This window comes from Mesorhizobium sp. M2D.F.Ca.ET.226.01.1.1, assembly GCF_004022705.2.
Classification (GTDB): Bacteria; Pseudomonadota; Alphaproteobacteria; order Rhizobiales; family Rhizobiaceae; genus Mesorhizobium.
Genome location: NZ_RZOY02000013.1, coordinates 1 through 23894 on the forward strand (window position 1 = coordinate 1; position 23894 = coordinate 23894).

20 protein-coding genes and 1 pseudogene are annotated in these 23894 nt (G+C 63.6%); 4 read left to right on the forward strand and 17 right to left on the reverse strand.

The features are described 5' to 3' along the window. Positions 1-421: 421 nt before the first annotated feature. The 5 genes and pseudogenes from EN869_RS26370 to EN869_RS26390 form a co-directional block, all read right to left on the reverse strand. Positions 422-1213, reverse strand: a complete 792-nt coding sequence (locus EN869_RS26370) for an ATP-binding cassette domain-containing protein (protein ID WP_127229980.1) — start codon at positions 1211-1213, stop codon at positions 422-424. Between the two features lie 8 nt (positions 1214-1221). Beyond that, a pseudogene (locus EN869_RS26375) lies at positions 1222-2002 on the reverse strand (ABC transporter permease subunit). Further along, complete coding sequence (gene ssuD, locus EN869_RS26380) at positions 1999-3156, reverse strand: FMNH2-dependent alkanesulfonate monooxygenase (RefSeq protein ID WP_127229979.1); 1158 nt, start codon at positions 3154-3156, stop codon at positions 1999-2001. Before ssuD ends, EN869_RS26375 begins: the two are co-directional and overlap by 4 nt. Positions 3157-3229: 73 nt before the next feature. Beyond that, positions 3230-4183, reverse strand: a complete 954-nt coding sequence (locus tag EN869_RS26385) for a sulfonate ABC transporter substrate-binding protein (RefSeq protein WP_127229978.1) — start codon at positions 4181-4183, stop codon at positions 3230-3232. 315 nt (positions 4184-4498) lie between these two features. After that, positions 4499-6571 carry an NAD(P)-binding protein gene (locus EN869_RS26390; protein WP_127229977.1) on the reverse strand — a complete coding sequence of 691 codons (2073 nt, stop codon included), beginning with the start codon at positions 6569-6571 and terminating at the stop codon, positions 4499-4501. A gap of 222 nt (positions 6572-6793) precedes the next feature. On the opposite strand from EN869_RS26390, the gene argE reads away from it, so the two are divergent. Then, positions 6794-7951: an acetylornithine deacetylase gene (argE, locus tag EN869_RS26395; protein WP_127229976.1), complete on the forward strand. Its 1158-nt coding sequence runs from the start codon at positions 6794-6796 to the stop codon at positions 7949-7951. A 3-nt stretch (positions 7952-7954) separates the two neighbouring features. On the opposite strand, the gene EN869_RS26400 is transcribed toward argE, so the two are convergent. From EN869_RS26400 to EN869_RS26415, 4 genes are all read right to left on the reverse strand, one after another. Then, positions 7955-8884, reverse strand: a complete 930-nt coding sequence (locus tag EN869_RS26400) for a LysR family transcriptional regulator (RefSeq protein WP_127229975.1) — start codon at positions 8882-8884, stop codon at positions 7955-7957. 150 nt (positions 8885-9034) lie between these two features. Next, positions 9035-9709 (reverse strand): DUF1028 domain-containing protein, encoded by a 675-nt coding sequence (locus EN869_RS26405; RefSeq protein ID WP_127229974.1) that lies wholly within the window; start codon positions 9707-9709, stop codon positions 9035-9037. Positions 9710-9714: 5 nt separating this feature from the next. After that, positions 9715-10131, reverse strand: coding sequence for a RidA family protein (locus tag EN869_RS26410; RefSeq protein ID WP_127229973.1), 417 nt, complete (start codon positions 10129-10131; stop codon positions 9715-9717). Between the two features lie 36 nt (positions 10132-10167). Then, a complete protein-coding gene (locus tag EN869_RS26415; RefSeq protein ID WP_127229972.1) occupies positions 10168-11442 on the reverse strand; it encodes an NAD(P)/FAD-dependent oxidoreductase in 1275 nt (424 codons plus the stop codon). Positions 11443-11676: 234 nt separating this feature from the next. Between EN869_RS26415 and EN869_RS26420 the strand changes: the two genes are divergently transcribed. Continuing rightward, the gene (locus EN869_RS26420; protein WP_127229971.1) at positions 11677-13296 is read left to right on the forward strand and encodes a GMC family oxidoreductase N-terminal domain-containing protein; all 1620 of its coding nucleotides are present in this window, start codon (positions 11677-11679) and stop codon (positions 13294-13296) included. A gap of 180 nt (positions 13297-13476) precedes the next feature. Here EN869_RS26420 and EN869_RS26425 read toward each other — a convergent pair whose 3' ends face one another. From EN869_RS26425 to EN869_RS26440, 4 genes are all read right to left on the reverse strand, one after another. After that, positions 13477-14235 carry an ABC transporter ATP-binding protein gene (locus EN869_RS26425; RefSeq protein WP_210213828.1) on the reverse strand — a complete coding sequence of 253 codons (759 nt, stop codon included), beginning with the start codon at positions 14233-14235 and terminating at the stop codon, positions 13477-13479. A gap of 122 nt (positions 14236-14357) precedes the next feature. After that, positions 14358-15161, reverse strand: coding sequence for an ABC transporter permease (locus EN869_RS26430; RefSeq protein ID WP_127229969.1), 804 nt, complete (start codon positions 15159-15161; stop codon positions 14358-14360). A gap of 92 nt (positions 15162-15253) precedes the next feature. Further along, positions 15254-16237, reverse strand: coding sequence for an ABC transporter substrate-binding protein (locus EN869_RS26435; protein ID WP_127229968.1), 984 nt, complete (start codon positions 16235-16237; stop codon positions 15254-15256). A 418-nt stretch (positions 16238-16655) separates the two neighbouring features. Beyond that, positions 16656-17540, reverse strand: coding sequence for an adenylate/guanylate cyclase domain-containing protein (locus tag EN869_RS26440; RefSeq protein ID WP_127229967.1), 885 nt, complete (start codon positions 17538-17540; stop codon positions 16656-16658). A gap of 344 nt (positions 17541-17884) precedes the next feature. On the opposite strand from EN869_RS26440, the gene EN869_RS26445 reads away from it, so the two are divergent. Next, the gene (locus EN869_RS26445; RefSeq protein WP_245489308.1) at positions 17885-18814 is read left to right on the forward strand and encodes a 2-dehydropantoate 2-reductase; all 930 of its coding nucleotides are present in this window, start codon (positions 17885-17887) and stop codon (positions 18812-18814) included. Between the two features lie 9 nt (positions 18815-18823). Next, positions 18824-19630 carry a class I SAM-dependent methyltransferase gene (locus EN869_RS26450; RefSeq protein WP_127229966.1) on the forward strand — a complete coding sequence of 269 codons (807 nt, stop codon included), beginning with the start codon at positions 18824-18826 and terminating at the stop codon, positions 19628-19630. A gap of 27 nt (positions 19631-19657) precedes the next feature. On the opposite strand, the gene EN869_RS26455 is transcribed toward EN869_RS26450, so the two are convergent. The 4 genes from EN869_RS26455 to EN869_RS26470 form a co-directional block, all read right to left on the reverse strand. Next, a complete protein-coding gene (locus tag EN869_RS26455; protein WP_127229965.1) occupies positions 19658-20857 on the reverse strand; it encodes a mandelate racemase/muconate lactonizing enzyme family protein in 1200 nt (399 codons plus the stop codon). A 9-nt stretch (positions 20858-20866) separates the two neighbouring features. Next, positions 20867-21193, reverse strand: a complete 327-nt coding sequence (locus EN869_RS26460) for an NIPSNAP family protein (protein WP_127229964.1) — start codon at positions 21191-21193, stop codon at positions 20867-20869. Positions 21194-21297: 104 nt separating this feature from the next. Beyond that, on the reverse strand, positions 21298-22656 hold the full coding sequence (locus tag EN869_RS26465; RefSeq protein ID WP_127229963.1) for a mandelate racemase/muconate lactonizing enzyme family protein: 1359 nt from the start codon (positions 22654-22656) through the stop codon (positions 21298-21300). A 53-nt stretch (positions 22657-22709) separates the two neighbouring features. Next, a complete protein-coding gene (locus EN869_RS26470; RefSeq protein WP_127229962.1) occupies positions 22710-23876 on the reverse strand; it encodes a mandelate racemase/muconate lactonizing enzyme family protein in 1167 nt (388 codons plus the stop codon). Positions 23877-23894: the final 18 nt, after the last annotated feature.

A 23894-nucleotide genomic window follows, 5' to 3' on the forward strand; every position in this document is an offset into this window, starting at 1 on the left:
CGCGCGTCTTCGACGGCCGCGTGAAATTCCCGGAGAAACCGACGACGGTTGGATTGGGCATGTTGTGGCTCTCTCTCAGGATGTCGAGGCGGGCGTCCAATGTCTATAATTTTTATAGACTCTGGCTCGCCTTAGAAGGAACGATCCGCCCTTGCAGGGCTTCTCACCGAACAATTTTTCACGGAACGGTGAGGTGACGGATATCCAGCCACTACGGGATGCCCGATGGGGCCTCGACGTTGACTGCGGTGTGCTGCTGCCGCCGGCCTGTTGCAATTGCGCTGGGCAGGTTGGCAGCTGTCACTGCCGAGGGCGAGAGAGATCTAGAGCAATTCCAGGAAGTGTGAGCGGTTTTCCGCCGGAAGTGCGTAAAAACAAGGAGATAGAGAATTTCATCGTTTCCGTGAAGCGCTGAAATGCTCTAGCCGAGAAGTGTGTCCAGGATTTCGCCTTCAAGGCTGGCCAATTCGGCCGAGCCGCGCCGACGCGGCCGGGCTACGGGCACATCGATGTCGAGCGCGATCCGCCCGGCGCTGATCACCACCACGCGGTCCGCAAGCGCGACGGCCTCCGCCACGTCATGCGTCACGAGCACCGCGGTGAATTTCTGGTCGAGCCAAATGCGTTCCAGCAATCTTTGCATCTCGATGCGCGTCAGCGCGTCGAGCGCGCCGAGCGGTTCGTCGAGCGCGAGGATTTGCGGCTGGCCGACCAGCGCGCGAGCCAAAGCCACGCGTTGCTTCTGGCCTCCCGACAACACCGAAGGCCATTCGCCGGCGCGTTCGGCCAGTCCGACCTCGCCAAGCATGGCAAGCGCGCGCTGCCGCGCCTCCTCGCCGGCGGCAATGCCTGTCAGCCCGACCTCGACGTTCCTGACCACGCTCGCCCAGGGCAGGAGCCTGGGTTCCTGGAACATGAAGCGGGTGCGGCTGTTGCCTTCCTCGACGGCGCCGAGCGACAGCGAACCGCTGGTTGGCTTGTCGAGCCCGGCGAGCAGCCGAAGCAACGTGCTCTTGCCGCAACCGCTCTTGCCGATCACCGCCAGGAACTGTCCGGCCGGCACGTCGAGATCGATGCCGTCGAGCACGGTCTGGTCACCGAAGCGTTTCCCCACGCTCTTGAAGGCAAAGGCCCGCCTGCCCTCGACAGTGCCGATCGGCCGCGATGGCGCCGGCGCGAAGGAACGGGCAGCAGTGAGGCTGGCGACCGACATCGAAGACCTCATCGGCTCTGGAAAGCGGGATGCCAGCCGAGCGACAGCCGCTCGAGCAGACGAGCAAGGCTAGTCGGCAAGCTTGCCGAGCATCGCGTAGATCAGGATCGACAGCACCACGACGTCGATCAGAAGGAACTCGCGCGCCTGCATGGCCATATAGCCGAGACCCGAACTGGCGGAGATGGTCTCGGCCACGATCAGCGTCAGCCACATGATGCCAAGCGCATAGCGCAGGCCGACGAAGATCGAAGGCAGCGCGCCCGGCAGGATCACGCGCAAGAACAGTTCTCGCCTGCCCATGCCGTAGACGCGGCCCATCTCGACGAGATGCGGGTCGACACTTTGGATGCCGAGCAGCGTGTTGACATAGATCGGGAAGAACACGCCAAGCGCCACCAGGAACAGCTTCGCTTGCTCGTCGATCCCAAACCACAGGATGACCAGCGGGATCAGCGCCAGATGCGGGATGTTGCGGATCATCTGCAGCGTCGTGTCGGTCAACCCGCGGCTGAGCGTCGACAATCCGTTTGCGAGGCCGAGCACGAAGCCGATCGAGCCGCCGATGGCGAAGCCGGAAAGCGCGCGCAGCGTCGAAACGCCGATATTGCGGATCAGCTCGCCGGACAGCGTCAGCCGCCAGAAGGCCTCCGCCACCGCGCTTGGCGCTGGCAGAACATTCGCCGGGATAAGCCCGGCGCGCGCGGCTGCCTCCCAGCCGGCGATGATTGCCGCGGGCAGCAGCCAGCCGGCGGTGCCGTTGCGGGCAAGGCGCTTGGCCAGACTCATGACGCCGCCTGCAGACGGCCGGCGCCATGGAAGCCGACCGAGAATTCGTTGGCGATGTCGTCATGCGCCTTGAGCCGCCTCGTGCCCAGGCCAAGGCGCGGAAACAGCAATTCGGCGACGCGGTAAGCTTCCTCGAGATGCGGGTAGCCGGAACCGATGATGGTATCGATGCCGATCGCCTGGTATTCGCGGATGCGCTCGACGATCTGCTCCGGCGTGCCGACCAGCGCGGTGCCGGCGCCGCCGCGCACCAGGCCGACGCCGGCCCACAAATTGGGCGAGACGACGAGCCGGTCACGACGGCCGCCATGCAGCTCGGCCATGCGTCGCTGGCCGACGGAGTCCATCTCCTTGAGGAACCGCGCCTGCGCGTTCTCGATCTGCGCGTCGGTGACATGCCTGATCAGCCGCTCGGCCGCGCGCCAGGCCTCGTCCTCGGTCTCGCGTACGATGAAATGCAGCCTGATGCCGAAGCGCAGCTTGCGGCCACGCGCCATAGCCTTGGCGCGCGCCGAGGCGATCTTTTCAGCGACCTGCGCCGGCGGCTCGCCCCAGGTGAGATACATGTCGGCGAGGTCGGCCGCGAGATCCTGCCCGGCGTCGGAGGAGCCGCCGAAATAGAGCGGCGGCCGCTCCTGCAGCGGCAGGAGATCGAGGCGGCCATTCTCCACGCGGTAATACTTGCCTTCGAAGTTCACCCGCTCGCCGGAGACCAGCTTGCGCCAGATGGTGAGGAATTCCTGCGCCTGCGCATAGCGCTCGTCATGCGGCAGGAAGATGCCGTCGCCGGCAAGCTCGGTCGGATTGCCGCCGACCACCACATTGAGCAGCAGGCGGCCTTTGCTCACCCTGTCCAAGGCAGCCGTCTGTCGTGCCGCGAAGGTTGGCAGCGTCACGCCCGGTCGCAGCGCGACCAGGAACTTCAGCTTCTCGGTCAGCGTCGCAAGGCCAGTGGCCGTGATCCAGGAATCCTCGCAATTCTGCCCGGTGGGCAGAAGCACACCGGGGAAGCCCAGCCGGTCCACCGCCTGCGCGATCTCCTTGAAGTAACCGAATTCCGGCGGACGCTGCTGCTTCCCCGTGCCGAGATAGGTTCCGTCGCCATGCGTCGGGATGAACCAGAAGAAATCGAGCGGGTTGGCTGAAGCAGTCATGGCTGATACCCGGGAGAAGGCAGGAGAAACACGGCGGCGCCGGGGGTTCGCCGCCCGGCGCCGTGAAAGGAAATCAGTTGCCCGGCGCGGTCCAGACGGCGTCGGAAACCCGCACGGCTTTCGGGATCAGCCCGAGCTTGAAGAAGCGGTCGGCCGTCGCCTGCTGGCCGGCGACGATCTCGGCGGTGATCGGATAGATGCCGAACTTGGTGCGGTTGGCGGCGATCGTCTGCGCATCGAGCGGCACGCCGGTGACCTCATGCAGCGCCTCGGCCACCTTGTTGCGATTCTGGTCCGCCCATTTCGCGGCATCGCCAAGCGCTGCAATCGTCGTCGAGACGAAATCCGGATGCGCCTTGGCGAAATCCTTGTTGGCGAGGAAATAGGTGTTGACCTGGAGCACGTCGGCGGAGCGGGCAAGCACCCGCGGCTGATAGCGCGTTTCAGCGATGGCGAAGAACGGATCCCAGACAGCCCATGCATCGATCTGGTCGCTGGCGAAAGCGGCCGCCGCATCGGCGGGGCTGAGGTAGACGGGCGTGATCTGGTCGAACGGGATACCGGTCTTTTCCAGGGCGGCAACGACCAGATTGTGCGCGCTGGTGCCCTTGCCGACGCCGATGCGCTTGCCCTTGAGATCGGCCAGCGACTGGATCGGGGAGGCCGGCTTGACGAAGATCGCCTCGCCCTGGCCATTGGAGGGCAGCGCCGCGGCATAGACGATGTTGGCGCCGGCCGACTGGCCGAAGATCGGTGGCGCGTCGCCGGTCCAGCCGACATCGATGGCGCCGACATTCAGGGCCTCCACCAGTGGCGGGCCGGCGGTGAACTCGACCCATTTGACCGTGACGCCTTTGCCCGCCAGCGCCTTCTCGATGATCTGCTGCTGCCGGGCAATCACCGGCAGGCCGGTCTTCTGGTAGCCGATGTTGAACTGCTTCAGCTCTTGCGCCTGGACCCCAAGCGATGCCGTCGCGGCAAGCGCAAGCAGGCCTATGCCAAAGACACGTCTTGTCAGGCTGAACATGGTCGCTCCCATTCGATTTGGCTGCCGCAAACGGCGCTAAGCAGGTTGAACGGGTTGAGGCTAGGTAAATCTATAAAAATAGTAGAGGAACGAAATTGCGAGTTCGCCGAAAGAACAGGATTCGTTTTTCGACGGGAAGCGCCGAACGGCCCTTGCCGTCGCGCATCACCCGTTCGGTCGGAACGACGTTATCGACTGCCAGACCCACGGAAACACTCCCCGCCCGGCGCCAACCGGCGATGTTGGCCCCAACCCCCACCCGGGTCCTGGCGCAGCCTCCCGTCACGCGCGCAAGACGGCGCTGGCCGCCGCCGATCAGGAGTCGGCGGCCAGCGCCGTCACCTCACGCCGGAAGGGCAAGGCATCGCCGATATCGGCTTCGTCCAGCTCGCGGGCGAAACGGTGACCGGCATAGGTGGCCCAGGCGATCGGCCCTGGCGCTTCGGCATCGCCAATGACCTTGACCGAGCGGATGCCGCTGCCGGCCCACTCGTTTTCCCGGGCTTTCAGCGCGTGCCAGACGGCATCGTCCTGATTGCGCGACGTGACCAGGACGACGGCATCGGCCGCCAGCTCCTGCCGCGCGCCTGTGTAGACGCAGGCCGTGACCACGCCGCCCGAAGCGATGCTCGTGACGGTCCGGTTGAGGACGATATCGACGCCCAGCTCCGCCAGGCGGCGGTGGATGGCGCCTTGCTCCAGCGTGTTGCGGGTCCAGTCGGAGACATAGGCCGAAGGGGTCACCAGGGTCACCTTCGCGTCCCGGCGCGCCATCAGCTCGGCAAGCACGCCGCCCATGTAATAGTGGTCGTCATCGAACAGCACGACATTGCCCCCCGGCACCTTGCCGTCCATCAGATCGTCTGGCGTGTAGACCGGCATGGCGGCATCGATCGGCATCGGCACGACATGGGCGCGCGCCACGCCGTCGCGCCGCCAGCTCGATCCGGTCGCAATGGCGACATTCTGGAAGCCGAAGGACAGGATGTCGTCCGCCGACAGCCGGCTTTCGAAATAGATGTCGACATTCGGCATCTGGCCGAGCTGGTACTGGCGATAGTCGCGCACCCGGCCCCAGGCCGAGAGGCCGGGCAGCAGGCACTCGCGCGCCACGCGGCCGCCGAGTTCGGTGCCCGCTTCGGCCAAGGCCACCTGATAGCCGCGCAGGCCAAGCGCGCGGGCGGCTTCCAGTCCGGCGGGTCCGGCGCCGACGATCAGCACGCTGTCGCTGTCGCCCTTGGCCTGCATGCGCTCCGGATGCCAGCCCTTGCGCCACTCCTCCATGAAGGTCGGGTTCTGCGTGCAGCGCGAGATCGACATAGTCATGTCGCCGGTGATGCAGATGTTGCAGCCGATGCATTCGCGGATGTCCTCGATGCGGCCCTCCTCGATCTTCCTCGGCAGGAAAGGATCGGCGATCGACGGGCGGGCGCAGCCGATGAAGTCGAGCGTGCCCGATTTGAGCATCCTGACCATCACGTCCGGCGAGGTGAAGCGGCCGACGCCGACGACCGGCTTCGAGGTGAGCTTCTTGATGCCGGAGACGAGGCTCTCCTGCGCCGCCTCTTCCTTGAAGCGCGATGGCCCCGAGCAATCCTCCCAGGCGCCGTGCGCGAGGTCCCACAGATCCGGCAGCTCGGCATGCATCTCGATCATGTCGCGGACCTCCGAATTGGCGAAGCCGAGCTCTCCGATCATCTCGTCCAGCGACAGCCGCAGTGTCAGGCCGCAGGTGTCGCCGATCGCGTCGCGTCCTTCCTCGATCAGCTCGCGCATCAGCCGCGAGCGGTTTTCCAGCGAGCCGCCATATTCGTCGCTGCGCTGGTTGGTGGCGGTGGACAGGAAATGCTGGATGATGCCGAAGCCGTGCGCGCCATAGAGGCACACCAGGTCGAAGCCCGCCTGCCTGGCGCGCTTGAAGGCGTTGCGGTGCCAGCGGCGCAGGTCGCGGATATCCTGCTTGTCCATGGCGCGCGCCTGCACCGGATCGTTGGTGAAGGTGCGGATCGGCAGGGCCGACGGCCCGCGCGGAACCTCCTTGGTGTAGAGGTTGGGACCGTTGATGCCGGAATAGGCGAGCTGGACGCCGGCCAACGCGCCATATTCGTGCATGGCCTTGGCCATCTTGGCCAAAGCCGGAATGTCGGCGTCGTCCCATAGTCGCAGCTCGATGAAGGGCGTGATCTCGGAGGTGTGGTGCATCTCCGTCTGCTCGGTGAAGATGACGCCCCATCCACCTTCGGATTTCATGCGCCGCATCTCGGCCGCGGCCGATGGATCGCGGTAGCCGCCGCCATTGCAATGCGGAACCTGATAGAAGCGGTTCTTGGCCGTCACCGGACCGATCTTCATCGGCTCGAACAAAATGTCGTAGCGTGGGTCGCGCATGGAACTCCCTTCCCGTCGGCTTGGCGCTGCCGTTGCTCTGGAGATTACTCATAAGTTGGAGTGGGCGCGGGAAAACTACGGAATTCTTCTGCGCGGATTAGGACGCGCCTAATCTCCCGTCGCCGGAATTAGGCTGCAATAAATCGAAGCTGAGCCAAATGCGACTTCAGGGGCGGCCATCGCCCGATGTAGACAGCCGGTAGCGGCAACGGGACAAGACACATGGACAGCATCGATATACTCGAACGGCTGATAGCCTTCCCGACCGTGAGCCGTGACTCGAATCTCGACCTCATCGGCTATGCGGCGGAGTTGCTCGGAGCAAACGGCATAGCCAGCCAGCTGATCCACAGCGCCGACGGTCACAAGGCCAACCTCTTTGCCATGATCGGTCCGGCCGACAGGCCCGGCATCATGCTGTCCGGCCACACCGATGTCGTTCCCGTCGATGGCCAGAACTGGGCGCAGCCGCCCTTCGCGATGACCCAACGCGACGGCAAGCTTTATGGGCGCGGCGCGGCAGACATGAAGGGTTTCGTGGCCTCGGCGCTCGCAGCCTGCCTCAAGGCTTCGAAGATGCCGCTGCGCACGCCCTTGCATCTGGCGCTCTCCTATGACGAGGAGGTCGGCTGTCTCGGCGTGCGCGACCTGATCGAGATGCTGCGCGCAGCGCCGCAACACCCGCTGCTGTGCATCGTCGGCGAGCCGACCAACATGCAGGTGGCCACGGGGCACAAGGGCAAGCTTGCGGCGCGCGCCGTCTGCAAGGGACGCGAAGGCCATTCGGCGCTCGCTCCGCTGGCGCTCAACGCCATCCATCTCGGCTGTGATTTCGTGCGCGCCTTGCGCGACGAACAGGAGCGGCTCGCCCGCGAAGGCGCGCGCGACGGCGACTACGACATTCCTTACACCACCGTGCATGTCGGCAAGATCAATGCCGGCGTGGCGCTCAACATCGTGCCCAACCTTTGCGTCGTCGACTTCGAGATCCGCAACGTCGCCGCCGACGATGCCGCCGTCATTCTCGACAGGCTTCGCGCTGCCGCGGCCCGCATTGCCTCTGACGCCGCTTCGATCGCCCCCGAAGCCTCAATCGACATCGAAATCACCAACACCTATCCCGGGCTCGACACGCCGGCCGCTTCGGAAGCGGTCGCTTTCGTCAAATCGCTGACCGGCGCCAACGACACGATGAAAGTCGCTTTCGGCACGGAAGGCGGATTGTTCAGCCGCGATCTCGGCACGCCTTCCGTCGTCTGTGGACCGGGCTCCATGGCGCAGGGCCACAAGCCGGACGAATTTGTCAGCATCGAACAATTGCGGCGTTGCGACGAGATGCTGGAGCGGCTGCTGTCGCGGCTCGCCGAAGGCTGGCCGTGACTCTTACTTGACGATGCGCTCGGTGCCGAAGACGCCCTGCTCGACGACGAAGCGGCGGCAGTGATCGATGAAGGCCTGCACCGTCAGCGTGCGGTGCTCGGCGTTGGGCAGTGCAATGCCCATGGTCAGCGGCCTGATGTCGCCCAGCAATGGCACGAAGACCAGCAATTTGCCATCCGGCGACATGGTGTTAAGCGGCCGCATGTTGGCGATACCGTAGCCGAAGCCGTTGGCGACCATCGAGCGCATCACGGCGATGTCGCCGGTGCGCTCGGCGATCCTGGGTCGCAGGCCCTGGAAAGCCGAGAGGAAATATTCTCGGCTGTAGGGCAGATCAAGCAGCACCATCGGCTCGTCGACCAGCTCCTCCGGCGTGATCCCCGCCCTCCCCGCCAGGCGATGCGCGGCCGGCAGCATCACATAGGCCGGCAACTGCACCAGCGGCTCGAACGTCATGTCCTGCGACAATTCGAGATCGTAGGTGAGTGCTGCGTCTATTTCGCCACGCTGCAGCATCTCGAACAATTGCCCCTGGTTGCGCTCGAACTGGCGGACGCGCACATCCGGATAGGCGTCCTCGAACTTTCTGCGCAGCGCCGGCAGCACGATCTGCGCGAAAGTGAGCAGGCAGCCGACCGCCAGCGGTCCGCGCACCTTTTCGGCGATATCGCCGGCAATGTCGTGCAGCGCGTCCGCGTCGTTGAGCAGGCGCGCGGCCTCCTTGAGGAACAGGCGCCCGCCCGCCGTCAGCGCCAGCGCGTGCGAATGCTTACGCACGAAGAGCTGGACGCCGAACTCCGCTTCGAGCTGCGCGATCGATGCCGAGATCGACGGCGGCGAGACGTTCACCTGCTCGGCCGCCTTGGCAATTGAGCCCGCCTCGCCGACGGCGACGAAATATTCGAGTTGTCTGAGCGTGAAGCGGAGCGGCATGGGCGTCTATGATGCCCGTTTGGTCGCTGCAATCAAGTCGGGCTGATCCTTGCCGTCGATGAAAGCCTTGTCGCGAAAACGAATCGCGGATGCCTTGCCGATCCAGTCGTTGTGACTGAGTTCGCTCAGGCTTGCTCCAGGCTGCTGGTACTACTCGTCACCGGGCACGCCGTAGCTCGGCGCATCGGACGGATTGAGGGCGCGGGTGACGTAGGCATCGAGCTGCGGTTTGTAGATCCCCCACAGCGTTGCGAGTTGCTCGATCGGGCAGTCCTCGGTCCAGTCGCAGCGCAGGTCGGCGACGGGCCAGGATACATCGCGCACCAGCTTCATGCCGGCGGAGCGAACGGGCCCTGCCTCCCCGCCGGCCTTGAGCGCGGCACGCATCGTGGCGATCAGCCGGTCGCCGAGATGGCCCTCGGACGCGAGGAACGCATCGACCATGGCCTGTGGAATTCCGTCGTTGGCGAGCAAATTTCCGCCGCAGGCGACATCCTCGCCGCGCGCTTCGGCCCAGATGCCGAGCGCTTTCGGTCCGGAATGAATGGCGCTGCCGCCGGCCGCGTCGACCGCGAGCACCTGCCGGTATTCGCTGAAGGCCGCCGTGCGCTTGATGATCGCGACGGCCTCGGCGGCGGAAGCGCCAAGCGCCATCAGCTCCAAGGCCCGGACCCCAAGCGTCGGGTCGGTGACGTTCTGGCTGGCGACCGCGCCGACGCCGGCCTGCGCATAGGCGCAGCGGGCGGCGACAGCTGGGGACGACGAGGACACCGCCACCCCGAACATGCCTGTGCGCCGGCAGCGCGCGACGATGGAGAAGGTCATGGCGCTTAGTCCGGGATGACGGCGGTGCCGTCGATCTCGACCAGCCATTCCGGCCGCGCGAGTGCCGACACGACCAGCCCGGTCGAAACCGGATGCACGCCCTTGATATATTCGCCCATCGTCCGGTAGACGGCCTCGCGATGGCGGACGTCGGTGATGTAGACCACCACCTTCACCAGATGCTCCATTCTGCCGCCGCACTCCTCGATGAGCTGCCTGATGTTCTGCATGACCTTATGCGTCTGCTCGACCGGATCGTGGCTGTCGATGTTCTTGGCGGTGTCGAGGTCCTGCGGGCACTGGCCGCGCAGATAGACAGTCCTGCCGCCGCGCGTGACGACCGCCTGGCAGAGGTCGTTGTCGAGCTTCTGCTCGGGATAGGTGTCCTTGGTGTTGAATTTGCGAATTCGCGTATGCGCCATCTTGGTCTCCATCAGGGGTCGGGCTCGCAGCTTTGGTCAGGCGTCCACGGGTTCGCGCTTAGCGGCGGCGTGGTAGGCGAGATATTTGCGCTGCGTCGAAATACGGTCTGCGACATGCTTGGCATCGTGCCAGACGCCCCAGATGAAGCTCGACCCCCTGCGCGACTGCCAGGGCAGTCCCAGGAAATAGATCCCCGGCTCGACCGAGACGCCGCGCTGATGCCGTGGCCGGCCCTTCTCGTCGAAGGCATCGACCTTCAGCCAGCTGTAGTCGACGGCAAAGCCTGTCGCCCAGATGATTGTCGCCACGCCGGCTTCGGCAAGATCGAGATTGAGGATCGGATTGGTCACGCAGTCCGGATCGGGGTCGATCCGGCGAGCCGCCGGCTCTTCCGGAAGGTCGAGGCCGTTGCGCGCGACATAGGCGTCGGCCTCGTCCAGCAGCGACATCAGATTGGCGTCGCCACGGGCAATATTCTTCGCAAGGTCCGGCGCGAAGCTCATCACGCCGTCCCGGTATGTCTTTGTCATGCCGACCAGCGTGAGCCCTTGCGCGGCCAGCCGGCGGAAATCGATCGTCTCGCCGCCGCGCGCGCCGCTGACCGCTATCGTGACATGTTCCGTGCCGGGCCCCGGCGTTTCGAGGTCCCATTTGCCGAGCACGCCCAGCCACCAGCAGAAGTCGCGCCCGCGATAGGCGCGCGGCGGACGGTCATGCGCGCCGACCGAAAGATAGACGCGCCTGCCTGAGCGCTGCAGCTCGTCGGCGATCTGCACGCCCGACGATCCCGCGCCGACCACCAGCACCGCGCCCTTCGGCAACTGCGCCGGGTTGCGGTAGGCGCTCGAATGGATCTGCCGGATGCCGCTATCCGCGGGGACGAGAGGCGGGATGACGGGAACCTGGAAAGGTCCGGTCGCGGCAACGACGCTGTTGGCTTCGATCACGCCGTCAGACGTCTCGACGCGGAATCCCGGACGGCCGACATTCCTCTGCACCAGCTTGACTTCGACGCCGCAGCGGATCGGCGCATTGATCTGCTTAGCGTAGGCGACGAAATAGTCGGCGACCTCCTCCTTGGGCGGAAAGCCATCGGGACCTGTCACCGGAAATTCCATGCCCGGGAACCGGTCATGCCAGGCCGGACCGTTGGCGACGAGCGAGTCCCAGCGCTGCGAGCGCCAGCGCTCGGCAATCCGGCCGCGCTCGAGAACCAGATGAGGCACGCCGCATTTGCTCAGGTGCTCGCTCATGGCCACCCCGGCCTGGCCTCCACCGACGACAAGCGTGTCTACCGTTTCAACCGACATGCTCAGTCCTTTTTTGACCATCCGGCAGCTTCCGCTGCGCGGGATGAAACCGATCTTGGGTAGCGGGTGGATGCAGACAGGCTGCGCCATCCGACCGCTTCTTGCTGGCGCTCACAAGTAGCAGCACGTGCCGGCGCGAGCCCATAACGAATCTCCGAAGTCACGCGTAACCATTTCCGAATTTCTCGCACCCATGGACGCACCTAGAGTTCCGGCATTCTCGAGGGGCTGGGCATGCAGACTGGGAGCTTTGACTACATCGTCGTCGGCGCCGGTTCGGCCGGTTGCGTGGTCGCCAATCGGCTGAGCGGCGACCCATCTGTCAGAGTCTGCCTGATCGAGGCCGGCGGCAGCGACAACAGCCTGCGGGTGAAGGTGCCGGCCGGCATCCTCTCGCTCTACGGCAACCCCAACTACGACTATTGCTTTGTCGGCGTACCGCAGCCCCATCTCAACGACCGCAGGATTCCGGTCAACCGCGGCAAGGCGGTGGGCGGATCGAGCTCGATCAACTCGATGGTCTATATTCGCGGCGCAGCCGAAGACTATGACGACTGGGCCGGGCTCGGCTGCGCCGGCTGGGCCTACAGCGACGTATTGCCGGTGTTCAGAAAGCTGGAGCGCAATCTCCAGGCCCAGGACCCGCGCTATCACGGCAGCGATGGCGAGCTTTTGGTCGACAATCCGCGCGATCCGAACGTGCTTTCCGGCATGTTCGTCCAGGCCGGTAAAAATGCCGGACTGCCCGCCAATTCTGACTTCAATGCCGAGAGCCAGTTCGGCGTCGGCATCTACAACGTCACGCAGGACCGCGGACAGCGCTTCAGCAGCTTCAGCGCCTTCATGCGTCCGCTGCTTCATCGCAAGAACCTGACATTGCTCAGCCAATGCGAGGTGATCGATCTGGTCATCGCCGAGGGTCGCGCCACGGGGATGCGCGTGCGGCATCAGGGCCAGCAGAAGACGTTCTCGGCCAACCGAGAGATCCTGCTTTCGGCCGGCGCCATCAACTCGCCCAAGATCCTGATGGCGTCAGGCATCGGACCGGCGGCTGAGCTGCGGCAGATCGGCATCACGCCGGTGCTCGACCTGCCGGGCGTCGGCAAGAACCTGCAGGACCATGTCGACGGCATGATCACCGTGCGCTCCAGAAGCACCAGGACGCTCGGCCTGTCGCTTGCCAACCTGCCTCGTATCGCGGCAGCGCCGTTCCAGTATTTCGCGCGCCGCAAGGGCATGCTCACCACCAACTATGTCGAGGCCGGCGGCTTTGCGAAGACCAGGCACGCCAACGGGCTTCCAGACATCCAGTTCCACTTCGTGCCCGGATATCGCAGCCATCGCGGCAGGCTGATCGAATACGGCCATGGCTACGCCATTCACACCTGCGTGCTCAGGCCGAAAAGCGTGGGCGAGATCAGGCTGTCGCGGGACAGCTCCCGACGCGACGTCCTGATCGACCACTGCTTCTTCGCGCATGAAGACGATGCCATGGTGCTGGTCGAAGGCATCAAGATCGCGCGACGGATCTTTGCCTCACCCGAATTCGACGCGGTGCGCGGCAAGGAGATGCTTCCTGGCAAGGACGTCCGCAGCGACGACGAGATCCTCGCCTATCTGCGCGCCGAGGCGCTGACCGTCTATCACCCGGTCGGGACCTGCAAGATGGGAACGGACGCCATGGCCGTGGTCGATCCGGCGACGCTGAAGGTGCGGGGCGTCGAAGGGCTTCGCGTCGCGGATGCTTCGGTCATGCCGAAGCTGATCGGCGGCAACACCAACGCGCCAAGCATGATGATCGGGCAGAAGGCATCCGAGATGATCCTGGGCGCGACATGTAGCGGGGGCAAGTAGGCCACCGCTGGTGAACCGTCGCCAACGTCCGGAATTGCCTTAAGCCCCCCAAACGTCATTCGATGGCGGAGCAGCGAGCGAAGCGACGCGCGCAGATGACGAAGCTGAGAGGCTTCGGCCAATCCCAGCGTCTGCGCTGAAGCCTGCAACCTTTTCAGAAACCCTATGTCGAGAGGCTATTTAGTGATCCTCGTCGATCTCGTCGTGCAAAAGGCCGAGGATGCGGCGCTTGAGCGCGATGAAGTCGGGCTCGAGGATCACGTCCATCGAGCGCGGCCGCGGGATGTCGACCTTGATCTCGGCCTTGATCTTGCCGGGCCTCGCCGTCATCACCAGGACGCGATCGCCCAGCACCAGCGCCTCGTCGATATCGTGGGTGACGAAGAGCACGGTCTTCTGCTGCCGCTCCCAGACGCGCAGGAGCAGCTTCTGCATGGTGCCGCGAGTCTGGCTGTCAAGCGCGCCGAACGGCTCGTCCATCAACAGCACGGCCGGGTCGTTGGCGAGCGCGCGCGCGATCGCCACGCGCTGCTTCATGCCGCCTGAGAGCTGCGCGGGATAGTGGTCCGCAAAAGGCGCGAGGCCGACCTCGTTGAGATACTGGTCGACGATCTGCCTGCGCTGTTCCGCCGGCAGGCCCTTGCGCTTGGGACCATATTCAATGTTGGCGCGCACCGTCAGCCACGGAAACAAGGTGTAGCTCTGGAACACCATGCCCCTGTCGGGACCGGGCTCGATCACTTCCCTGCCGTCGACCTTGATGCTGCCCGAGGTCACGTCATTGAGGCCGGCCGCGAGATAGAGCAGGCTGGATTTGCCGCATCCCGAAGGGCCGACGATGACGCAGAACTCGTTTTTGGCCACCTTCAGCGAGACATCGTCCAGTGCCAGCGCGCCATTGGCGTCGCCATAACGCAGCGTCACGTCCTCGATGGCCATCGTGGTGCCGGCCGAACGCGGGTCGCCGACTGCATTGGCCACCCCGGCCGGGTTGTTCGCCTTGGTGGTTTCGGTCATTGCTGCCCTTGATCCGGCTGCGGTTTGCGAGGTTGCGTTCATGATCAAGGTGCCCATGGCGCGACCCTTGCACGAAGAATGCGGAAAGCCGTGTCGGTGATGAGGCCGAGAAGCCCGATCGCGGCGATGGCCATGAAGATCACATCGACCTGGAAGCCGCGCATCGCCTTGAGGCTGATATAGCCGAGGCCGCTCGACGCCGCGACGAGTTCCGCCACGACCAGATATGTCCAGGCCCAGCCCATGGTGACGCGAAGCGTGTCGAGGATCGCTGGAAGTGCTGCCGGGAAAATGACATGCCACACCGCTTCCGAGCGCTTGGTGCCCAAAGTGTAGGAGGCGTTGACCAGGTCCCTGGAGACGCTGCGCGCGCAGTCGGAGATCATCACCAGTTGCTGGAAGAACGTGCCGAAGAAGATGACTGCTATGCGCTGCTCGATGCCAATGCCGATCCACAGGATGAACAGCGGCACGAAGGAGGTCACAGGCAGATAGCGGATGAAGTTGACCAGCGGCTCCAGCGGCGCCTGCACCGCCCGGTAGGTGCCCATCCACAGCCCCAGCGGCACCGCGATCACCGACGACACGATGAAACCGAGAAGCACCACCTTGGCGCTGGTCAAGGTGTGATAGAAAAGGCTGCCGTCAAGCGACATGCGATACGTCGTCTGCAGCACCGTTCCGGGTGTCGGCAGGAACATGTTCGGCACGACGCGGCCATAGGACAGCAAGGCCCAGCCGCCGATCACGACAATCCACATCGCCAATGCGAGCGTGGTTGCCGTGCTGGCCGGAATGTTGGCGAATGGGGTCGTCAGGCGCGTCCACGCCGTCCGCCGCTGAGCCATGAGATGGCCTCCGTTGATCTAAAGCGCGAAGCACAGCTTTCGAGAAAAACAGAGGTCGGCCTGTCAGGCCGACCCCGTTGGGTTTCGAAGGCTCACTGTTCCTTGATGTAATTGGTGTCGAGGATGGTCTTCGCGTCGATCGTCATCTTGAGCTTGCCGGCCTTGCCCCAGATGTCCTGCGCGAAATTGACCAGTTCGGACGCCTCGCTCTTTTCCGGCGTGCCGAAGAATTCCAGGTTGCGGGCGCGGTCGTAGTAGCGCACGCCCTGGGCGCCGGCCGCGAAATCCTCAGGCTTCTCGAGATAGCCGCCAATGCCCTTGGCTATGATCTTATAGGCCTTTTCCGGGTTGGTCTTGATGTAGTCGACCGCCTTGTAATAGCCCTTGATGAGAGCCTTCACATCCTCGGGATGCTTCTCGATCAGGTCGCATTTGAGCGCGATCACATCGACGATCAGGCCGGGCGTCGTCGTAGAGTCGATCAGCACCTTGCCTTTGCCGCCCTTGCGGACTTCGGCGAGGTGCGGCTCCCAGGTCACAGCGGCGGGAACCTGGCCGGCGATGAAGGCGGCCGCGGCGTCGTCGGCGGTCATGTTGGTGACGCTGACATCGTCCTCGGTCATGCCTTCCTTTTTCAGGAGCACGTTGAACCAGAATTCGGAAACGGAGCCCTCGTTCAGGGCGACGGGCTGGCCCTTCAGATCCTTGAGCGACTTGACCTGGGCCTGCGTGACGACGCCGTCGCCGCCGTGGCTGTCGTCAAGCGCCACGACATATTTGAAGCAAAGCTCGTCGGAACGGTACTTCATCAGCTCGTCGACCGTGGAGGCCGCGCCATCGAGATCGCCGCCGGCGACCGCCGCCATATAGAGCGCCGACTCTTCGATCACTTTCAGGTCGACGTCGACGCCGGCTTCCCTGAAGTAGGCGAGGTCGCGGGCAAGAAACAGCGGCCCATAGCCGACCCAGGTGGTCATGCCGAGGCGAATGGCGCCGGCGTCGGCCGGGGCGGCAAGCCCCAGGCTGAGCAGTCCTGCGCTGACCGCGGTCATCAGGCAGTTTCGGAATGTCTTCATTGTCGTGGTTCCCCATGGCTGTTGCCGGCATCGGCCCGTTCAGGTGGCCTAAGCCAAGCGGTGTTTCGCAGCCGCTCTCTTGTTATGCGTCGCCTCCCGGGCGGGCCTTGCGTGTTCTAGGCCCCGCAAGAGAGCATCCGGGCCAGATCGCCAAAAGAAGTCTTTTTCTGTCCTTTGCTTCGCCGAAACCGAAGCAGCGGTTCTTCCCTCGTCGCCGAGCTTGCGAGCATTGTCGGCGCCCGCGAACCAGCGCCGCGCGCATGCAGAATTGGCGAAGAGATCGCTGCTGCCGCTTGAAGCCGGTCGCGGCCAGGGCAATTCCGGGAAAAGTGTGAGTGGTCAGGCTCGGCGATTTCGCCGTAGCCTTCCGTCCGGAATGCGTAAAAACAACGCGCTAACGAGTCCCGCAGCGTCGGTCTCAGACAATTTCGTAATGAAGAACCTGAGCGTTGCCGAGGGACGACCTCAGTCCAGGCGAGATGACGCCGGAGCCGAAGAGGAGAATTTCTTCGCGGCGTACGAATACTTCATGGCCGGGTCCCATCGACACAAATGTGCCCGACGAGCTTCGCTCGATAAGCCGGGCCTTGCCGTTCGCAATGGTGAAGGTCGCGTGGTGCCTTGAGACCCAGGGCCGGTCGACGACAATATTGCATTCCGCGGATCGGCCGATCGTCACGAATTCGTTGTTTCGGCAGGATCGCAACTGATCTCCATAGCGGATGATCAGATTGATCGGCTGCGGCGGGGCAAAGCGCCTGTCGATAACGGTGTTCCCGCTGGCGATCTGCGTGCTGAGGGCCCTGTCGTCGCTCCCCAGGGTATAGACATCGAAGAGTTCTTGCTTCCCCTTGAAGTCCATTTTGTCGAGGAGCCGCAAGCTACCGCGGCTCCTCGCGGAAAGGGCCTCGAAGAAGCTCTGGCTGATCAGCACTTCCCCGGGGTTGGCCGTGGTCGACAATCTTGCGGTGACATTGATAACGTCACCGAATACCGCGCCCCGCGCGCGAATGACCGCCCCGAAATGCAGTCCGATGCGGGCGGTCAACGGCCCTTTCGTCAATTGGTGGCTGATTTGGCTGACGGCCCTCAGCGCCATCTCCGAGCTCTCGAACAGGCTAAGTACGTCATCGCCCTTCGAGTAAATGTAGTCACCGCCATGTTGCGCGACGATCGCCCGCATCGCGTCCAGGCAATCCGAAACCTGCCGCAGAGCGGCCTCGTCACCGATGCGCTCATAGAGGGGCGTGCTGCCCACGACATCGGCTAAGAGGACTGCGGCTAGAAGTCTTTCCTGATCCATCGATCTCGTATCCGCCCCGAGAACGCAGCGTATATAACACACCAAAGGTGCCTTTGCGCGCCCGGGCTGGGGCGGCGCTTCGTGTCAGGCCGAAGCTAGTTTTTTGTCAATGAAATCAACGATCTTGCTCGCAAGCTGTGACGAACCGGTCTCCGTGAGGTTCCTGCTGCGCGTTGAAAGACAGTGAAGTTGGCGGCTTTGCGCCCGCACGCCATGACGTCGGCCGCGCGATTGCAACGGTCTGCTGGTCGGTTAGTCAAGAAACTGCTAATATTATCTTCGTACTGGCCTTCGCTGCTCCAGAGCCACGGGCCGTGGATTGCGGGTGACGTCGAGGGGATGGCATGCGCGTCGCAATGATGGGAGCGGGCGGCATCGGCGGATATATCGGCGCCAGACTCGCCCAGGCAGGAGCCGACGTGAGCTTCATTGCTCGCGGAGAGCACCTTGCCGCAATGCTTGATACCGGGCTGCGAATTCACAGCGACCTCGGGAGCTTTGTTCTCTCGCCGGTGTCAGCGAGCGCCGCGACGGCGGATATCGGTCCAGTCGATCTCGTAATCTTCGCGGTCAAACTTTACGACGGCGAGCCGGCGGCCGCATCGCTTGCACCGCTCTTAACCGACAGGACGCGCGTCGTTACACTGCAAAACGGCATCGACAGCATCGATGTCCTTCGTCGTCACGTTCAGGGCGACCGCGTGATTGGCGGCGCCACCTATCTTTCGGGTTTCATTGGCGGACCGGGTGAAGTCATCCATTCGGGCGGGCTGCCGCACATCCTGGTCGGCGGCCAGCATGATCCTGTCATCCAGGAGCTGAAAACGCTGTGCGATCGCTCCATCGGGCTTGAACTGAAACCGGTTGCCGACATCGATGATGTGCTCTGGGAGAAGTTCGTAACGCTCGCCGCCTTCTCTGGGGGGACGTCGCTCATGCGTTCGGGCATCGGCCCTATTCTTGCCGATCCGGAGGCGCGCATCTTCATCGAGCAGTTGCGGGATGAAGGAATGGCGGTTGCCGACGCGGCGGGGCATCCGATGGCGGATGGGTTCGTGGACCGCGTCGTGACCAGATGGTCTGCATTTCCCCCGCATGTGAAATCCTCGATGGCCAACGATCTCGAAAGAGGAAAGCCCATCGAGGTGGCTTGGCTTTCCGGGCGGATGCATCATCTGGGAATGAAACTGGGGGTTGCTACGCCAGCGCACACGGCGGTGTTCCGTGCGCTCCACCTTCATGCAATGGGAAGCAACGCCAGAATCCCAACGTGAAAACAAAAAATGGCGGCATTCATCGGGGGGAGGATTGCGATGGGAGGTTCCTCGAACGACAGTATGTTGGTCGCAGCAAGCGACGCCGCCGGCTCTCAGGATATGTTCAACAGGGAACTGCAAACATATCGCAGGATCATGGGAGCGAACCTCATGTTCCATCGCGAGGTGTACGGCATCCTCCGCGGTTTGCTTGTCGAGCACGCACCGGCGTCATTCCGGTTTCTCGACATCGCCTGTGGGGATGCCAGCGCCTCCGCCGCAATGCTGAGGACGATGGCGATTGGCAATTACGTCGGCATCGACTTGTCCAAGGCATGTCTGCGACTGGCGGCTCAGGAACTCGATGGCCTGCCTTGTCCGGTCGAGCTGCGCTGCAGCGATTTCGCGCAAGCGATGGAAAAATGGTGTGAGCCGGTCGATGTAATCTGGATCGGCATGTCGCTGCACCATCTTCCGGCAGCAGGAAAGGCACAACTGATGCATGACGCCCGGCGAGCCCTGGGCGGGACGGGCCTGTTTGTCATCTCTGAGCCTGCGCTGTTCGAAGAAGAGGATCGCACCGCGTGGCTCGCGCGCTTTTCCCTGTTGCGCCACGAGTGGTCGGCCGTTTCGGATGAGGAATTTGCTTCGATGGAAAGACACATGCTTCTGGCCGATTTCCCGGAAACCGTCACCAGATGGCTCGGAATGGGCGAGGACGCCGGCTTTTCCCATGCGGAGGAGATATTCATGATGCCCAACAAAATGGGCAGGGTGTTCCGGTTCTGGAACTGGGCGCGTATACCAGGATGCGAAGCCGGCAGTTCCTGCTGAATTGATCCTCGAAGTTGCCATTGGCGGTCAGTCGAAGAAGCCGGCATCCTCTTCCCTGAGATATTTTCTTGCCGCCTCGGCGTCGATATCGAGCCCTAGCCCCGGCGCTTCCAGCAAGTCCACCATGCTGTCCTTCACGATCTGCGGCGGCAATCCGGTGACAAGCTCCTCCCACCACGGGTCGGAGGCGCTCGGATATTCGAAGGCGATGTAGTTGGCTGGCAAGGTGGCGCAGACATTGATCAGCGCGCCGAGGCCGAGCAGGCCGTTGGCGGTGCCGTGCGGCGCCATCAGGATCGAGTGTATATAGGCGTGCTCGGCGACCCATTTGAGCTCGGCGATGCCACCTATATCGGCCGGATCGGGACCGATGACCCGCACCGCCTGCGTCTCGATCAGCTCCTTGAAGTTGTGGCGCAGGTAGATCTGCTCGCCGGTATGAATCGGCGTCGAGGTGGAGGTCGTCAGCTCGCGATAGGCCTGGGGATTGACCCAGGGCACATAGTCGCCGGTCAGCATGTCCTCCAGCCACATCAAATTGTATTTCTCGACCGCGCGGGCGAACTTGATCGCGTCGGGCAGCATCCAGCCCGGGCCGCAGTCGAGCGCCAGGCTGACCTTGTCGCCCAGCACTTCCTTCATCGCGATCACGCAGTCGAGCATATGGTTGAAACCGCGCTCGCTGATCGCCCCCTGGTCCATGGCGCCGTGATAGCCGGCCTTCTTTTGCGTCACGCCGTAATGGAAGCCCTCGATAGAGTCCTTCATGTTGGAGTGGAACGAGATGCCCTGCTTGACCATGAAGAAGTTCTGCGGCTGCTCCATCATCCATTTGACATCGGCGGCGTAGTCCTCCGGCCGGTCGCCCGTGCGCTTGCGGCGGATCGAGCCGTTATAGACGCGCACCTTGTCGCGCACCTTGCCGCCGAGCAGTTTGTAGACCGGCACGCCCGCGGCCTTGCCGGCGATGTCCCACAGCGCATGCTCGATCGCGCTCACCGCCGCGCCATAGGGCTTGAACGAACCGCGCTGGCGGATCTTCAGCATGACCCGCTCGACGTCGGTCGGGTCCTCGCCGATCAGCGCCTCGCGGAAATGCAGCACGAAGGGTTTCAGGTAGGTCTTGGTGTACTCGACCTCGCCCAGGCCATGGAGGCCCTCGTCGGTGACGATGCGAACGATCGGGTGCTTGCCGATGACGGCGCAGCGCAGGTCGATGATCTTCATGGCGCAGTCCTATTTCACAGACGAGAAAGCTGTCGGCGTGAGCAACTGGCTGCTGATATTGGCAATGATCTGCCCGTCGCGCTGAGACTCGTCGACGGCCCTGTGCCATGCCGGATCGGTGACGAAAGCCGTCCATTTCGCCTGACGCTCGGCCAGCGATTCCCAGGCGAGTAAATAGGTGAGGCGATTGCTGTTTTCGCCGATCACCGTGGTGAAGAACCCGGCTTGGCGGATGCCGTGCCTCTCCCAGATGGCCAGCGTCTGGTCGGAAAAGCGCTTGAGCAAAGCCGGCAGCCTGCCCGGCAGGCAGTCATAGATACGCAGTTCGTAGATCATCGTTTCGTCCGTTTCTTTCTTCGCCTCTCGCTTCGGAGAGGTCGACGCAAATGCTCGGGGCGGTGGCCCTGTGAGCCTGGGGGAATGAGGACAGAGAGTCTGGGCTAGCTCCAGGTCCGGTCCCAGCTGTATTCATTGTCCCAATGCTCGGTCGATTGCCATATCCCCGTGACACCGGGCTGCAGATGCTGCGAGATCACCTCGTCGACCACATCGTCTATGCCCAGCCCCGGTCTGTCGGACACGGTGATGAAGCCGTCCTTGACGAGCGGCTTGGGAAGGCCTGTGACGATGTCATCCCACCAATCGACATCGGCGGAGTGGTATTCGAGCGCCATGAAGTTTTCGGTCGCGGTCGCGACATGCGCCGCGGCCATCGCGGCGATCGGGCTTTCGGCCATATGGATCGCCATGGCGACACCGTGGTCCTGCGCCATGTCGCCGATCTTCTTGGTCTCCAGGATGCCGCCGCTGGTGAGCAGGTCCGGGTGGATTATGGAGACGCCGCCGCTCTTCAGCAGAGGCTCGAAACCCTCCTTGAGGTAGATGTCCTCGCCGGTGCAGATCGGCACGGAGGTCGCCTGCTGCAACTGCCGGTATTGCTCGGTGTACTGCCAGGGGATCACGTCCTCGAGCCAGGCAGGGACATACTTCTCGATACGGCGCGACAGGCGGATGCCGTCCTGCAGCGAGATGTGGCCGACATGATCAATAGCCAAGGGGATCTCGTAACCGACGACCTCACGGACCTCGTGGATATATTGCTCCAGCAGGTCTATACCCTTTTCGGTGAAATGCAGGCCCGTGAACGGGTGCCGCACATTCTGCGTGTCGTAGGCGAGATTGCGGGCCTTGCGCTCCGCGAGCGTGCCGCCGCGGCCGCGCGGGTTGGCGTGAAACCCTTCGAGCGCGCCGGCGGGCGCTGTGACAGCGCCCGGAATGTGGGCGACCTGCATCAGCCCCAGATCCATCTTGAGGAAGGTGAAGCCGCGCTCCATGCGCGCCTTGAGGCGCTTGCCGGTCTCCGTGCCGCTCGGCTTCTCGGCGTCGGTATCGCAATAGACGCGCACTTGATCGCGAAACCTGCCGCCGAGCATCTGGTAGATCGGCACGCCATAGGCCTTGCCGGCGAGGTCCCAGAGCGCGATCTCGACCGCCGAGACGCCGCCGCCCTGCCGCCCATGGCCGCCGAACTGCTTGATGCGGCGGAACAGGCGGTCGATGTCGCAAGGATTCTCGCCGAGAAGTCGGCTTTTCAGCATCAGCGCAAAGGTGGCGCTGGCGCCGTCGCGCACCTCGCCGAGCCCGACAATGCCCTGGTTGGTGTAGATCTTGAGCAGCGCCGAGGTGAAAGGCGCGCCGACGATCTCGGCCACCCGCATGTCGATGATGCGGAGCTCTGACGCCCTGGAATTGGTGTTGACCCGATTGAGAGCCTCGTCGGCTCCATCCGTTTTTGGCATGATTTGTCCTCGTTCCTCTGGGAGTGGCCCCGCCCGCCGGGCTTTAAGCAGTGCTAGCCCAGCTCGATCTCGTGGGCCTGCAGGTAATCGCGGTTCATCTCGACACCGAGACCCGGCTTCGACGTCAGCCTGAGGTTGCCGTTCGAAACGTCAAGAGGCTTGTCGATGAGGTGATCGTATTTGGAGAGATCCCACTCCGAGGTTTCGAGCTTGTAGAAGTTGGGAACGGTCATCATCACCTGCGCTCCCGCGACCACGTTGATCGGTCCGGCGGCGTCATGCGGCGAGACCGGCACGTAATAGGCTTCGCACAGGGCCGAGATCTTCTTCAGTTCGGTGATGCCGCCGGTCCAGGTGACGTCGGGCATGATGTAGTCGGCGAGCTTGTTTTCGAGCACCGGCACGAAATCCCATTTCGTGTGGCCGCGCTCGCCCCACGAGATGGCGGCGCTGACCTTGTCGCGCACCTGCTTGAGCGCATTGAGACTCTCGGGCGGGCATGGCTCCTCGAACCAGTCGATCTGGCCGGCCTCCTCCAGGCTGCGGCAGAGGCGGATGGCGGTGGGAGCGTCGAAGCGGCCATGCGCGTCGATGAGGATGTCGACATCGGGCCCCGCCGTCTCGCGGATCAGCGCCGTCAGTTCGGCGGCTTCACGCTCGTCCTTGCGAGTCATGCTCCCGTCGAGATAGCCGTCCCGTCTTTCGCGGGCCACGCCATCGACGCTGGGACCCTGGTGGGGAAACGGGTCGAACTTGAGCCCGGTGTGGCCCGACTCCACGATGTCTCGAATTTCGCGGACCACGGCTTCCTTGCTGGTGAATTTGGCCTGGTTAGGATGAGTGTAAAGCGAGATTTCATCGCGCACCGGTCCGCCCAGCAATTCGTAGATCGGCTTGCCGAGAACTTTGCCGCGGATATCCCAAAGCGCTATGTCGATGGCGCTTACGCATTCCACGGCGGCGCCGCGGCTGCCCATATAGGTGAAGCTGCGGAAGATCTTGTGCCACAGATGCTCGATGCGAGCCGGATCCTCCCCTGTCACGGCGGCGCCGATCTGGCGCAGGATCGTGCACAGCGCGCGATTGGCGAGCTTCGTCGTGGTGGTGATCTCGCCCCAGCCGCTGACCCCTTCGTCGGTCGTCACTTCGACGAACAGGTACTCTCCCCAGTAGGAAGCGTCGGACTTGATCAGCCACGGCCGAATGCTCGTGATTTTCATCTGAATTATCCTCTCTGA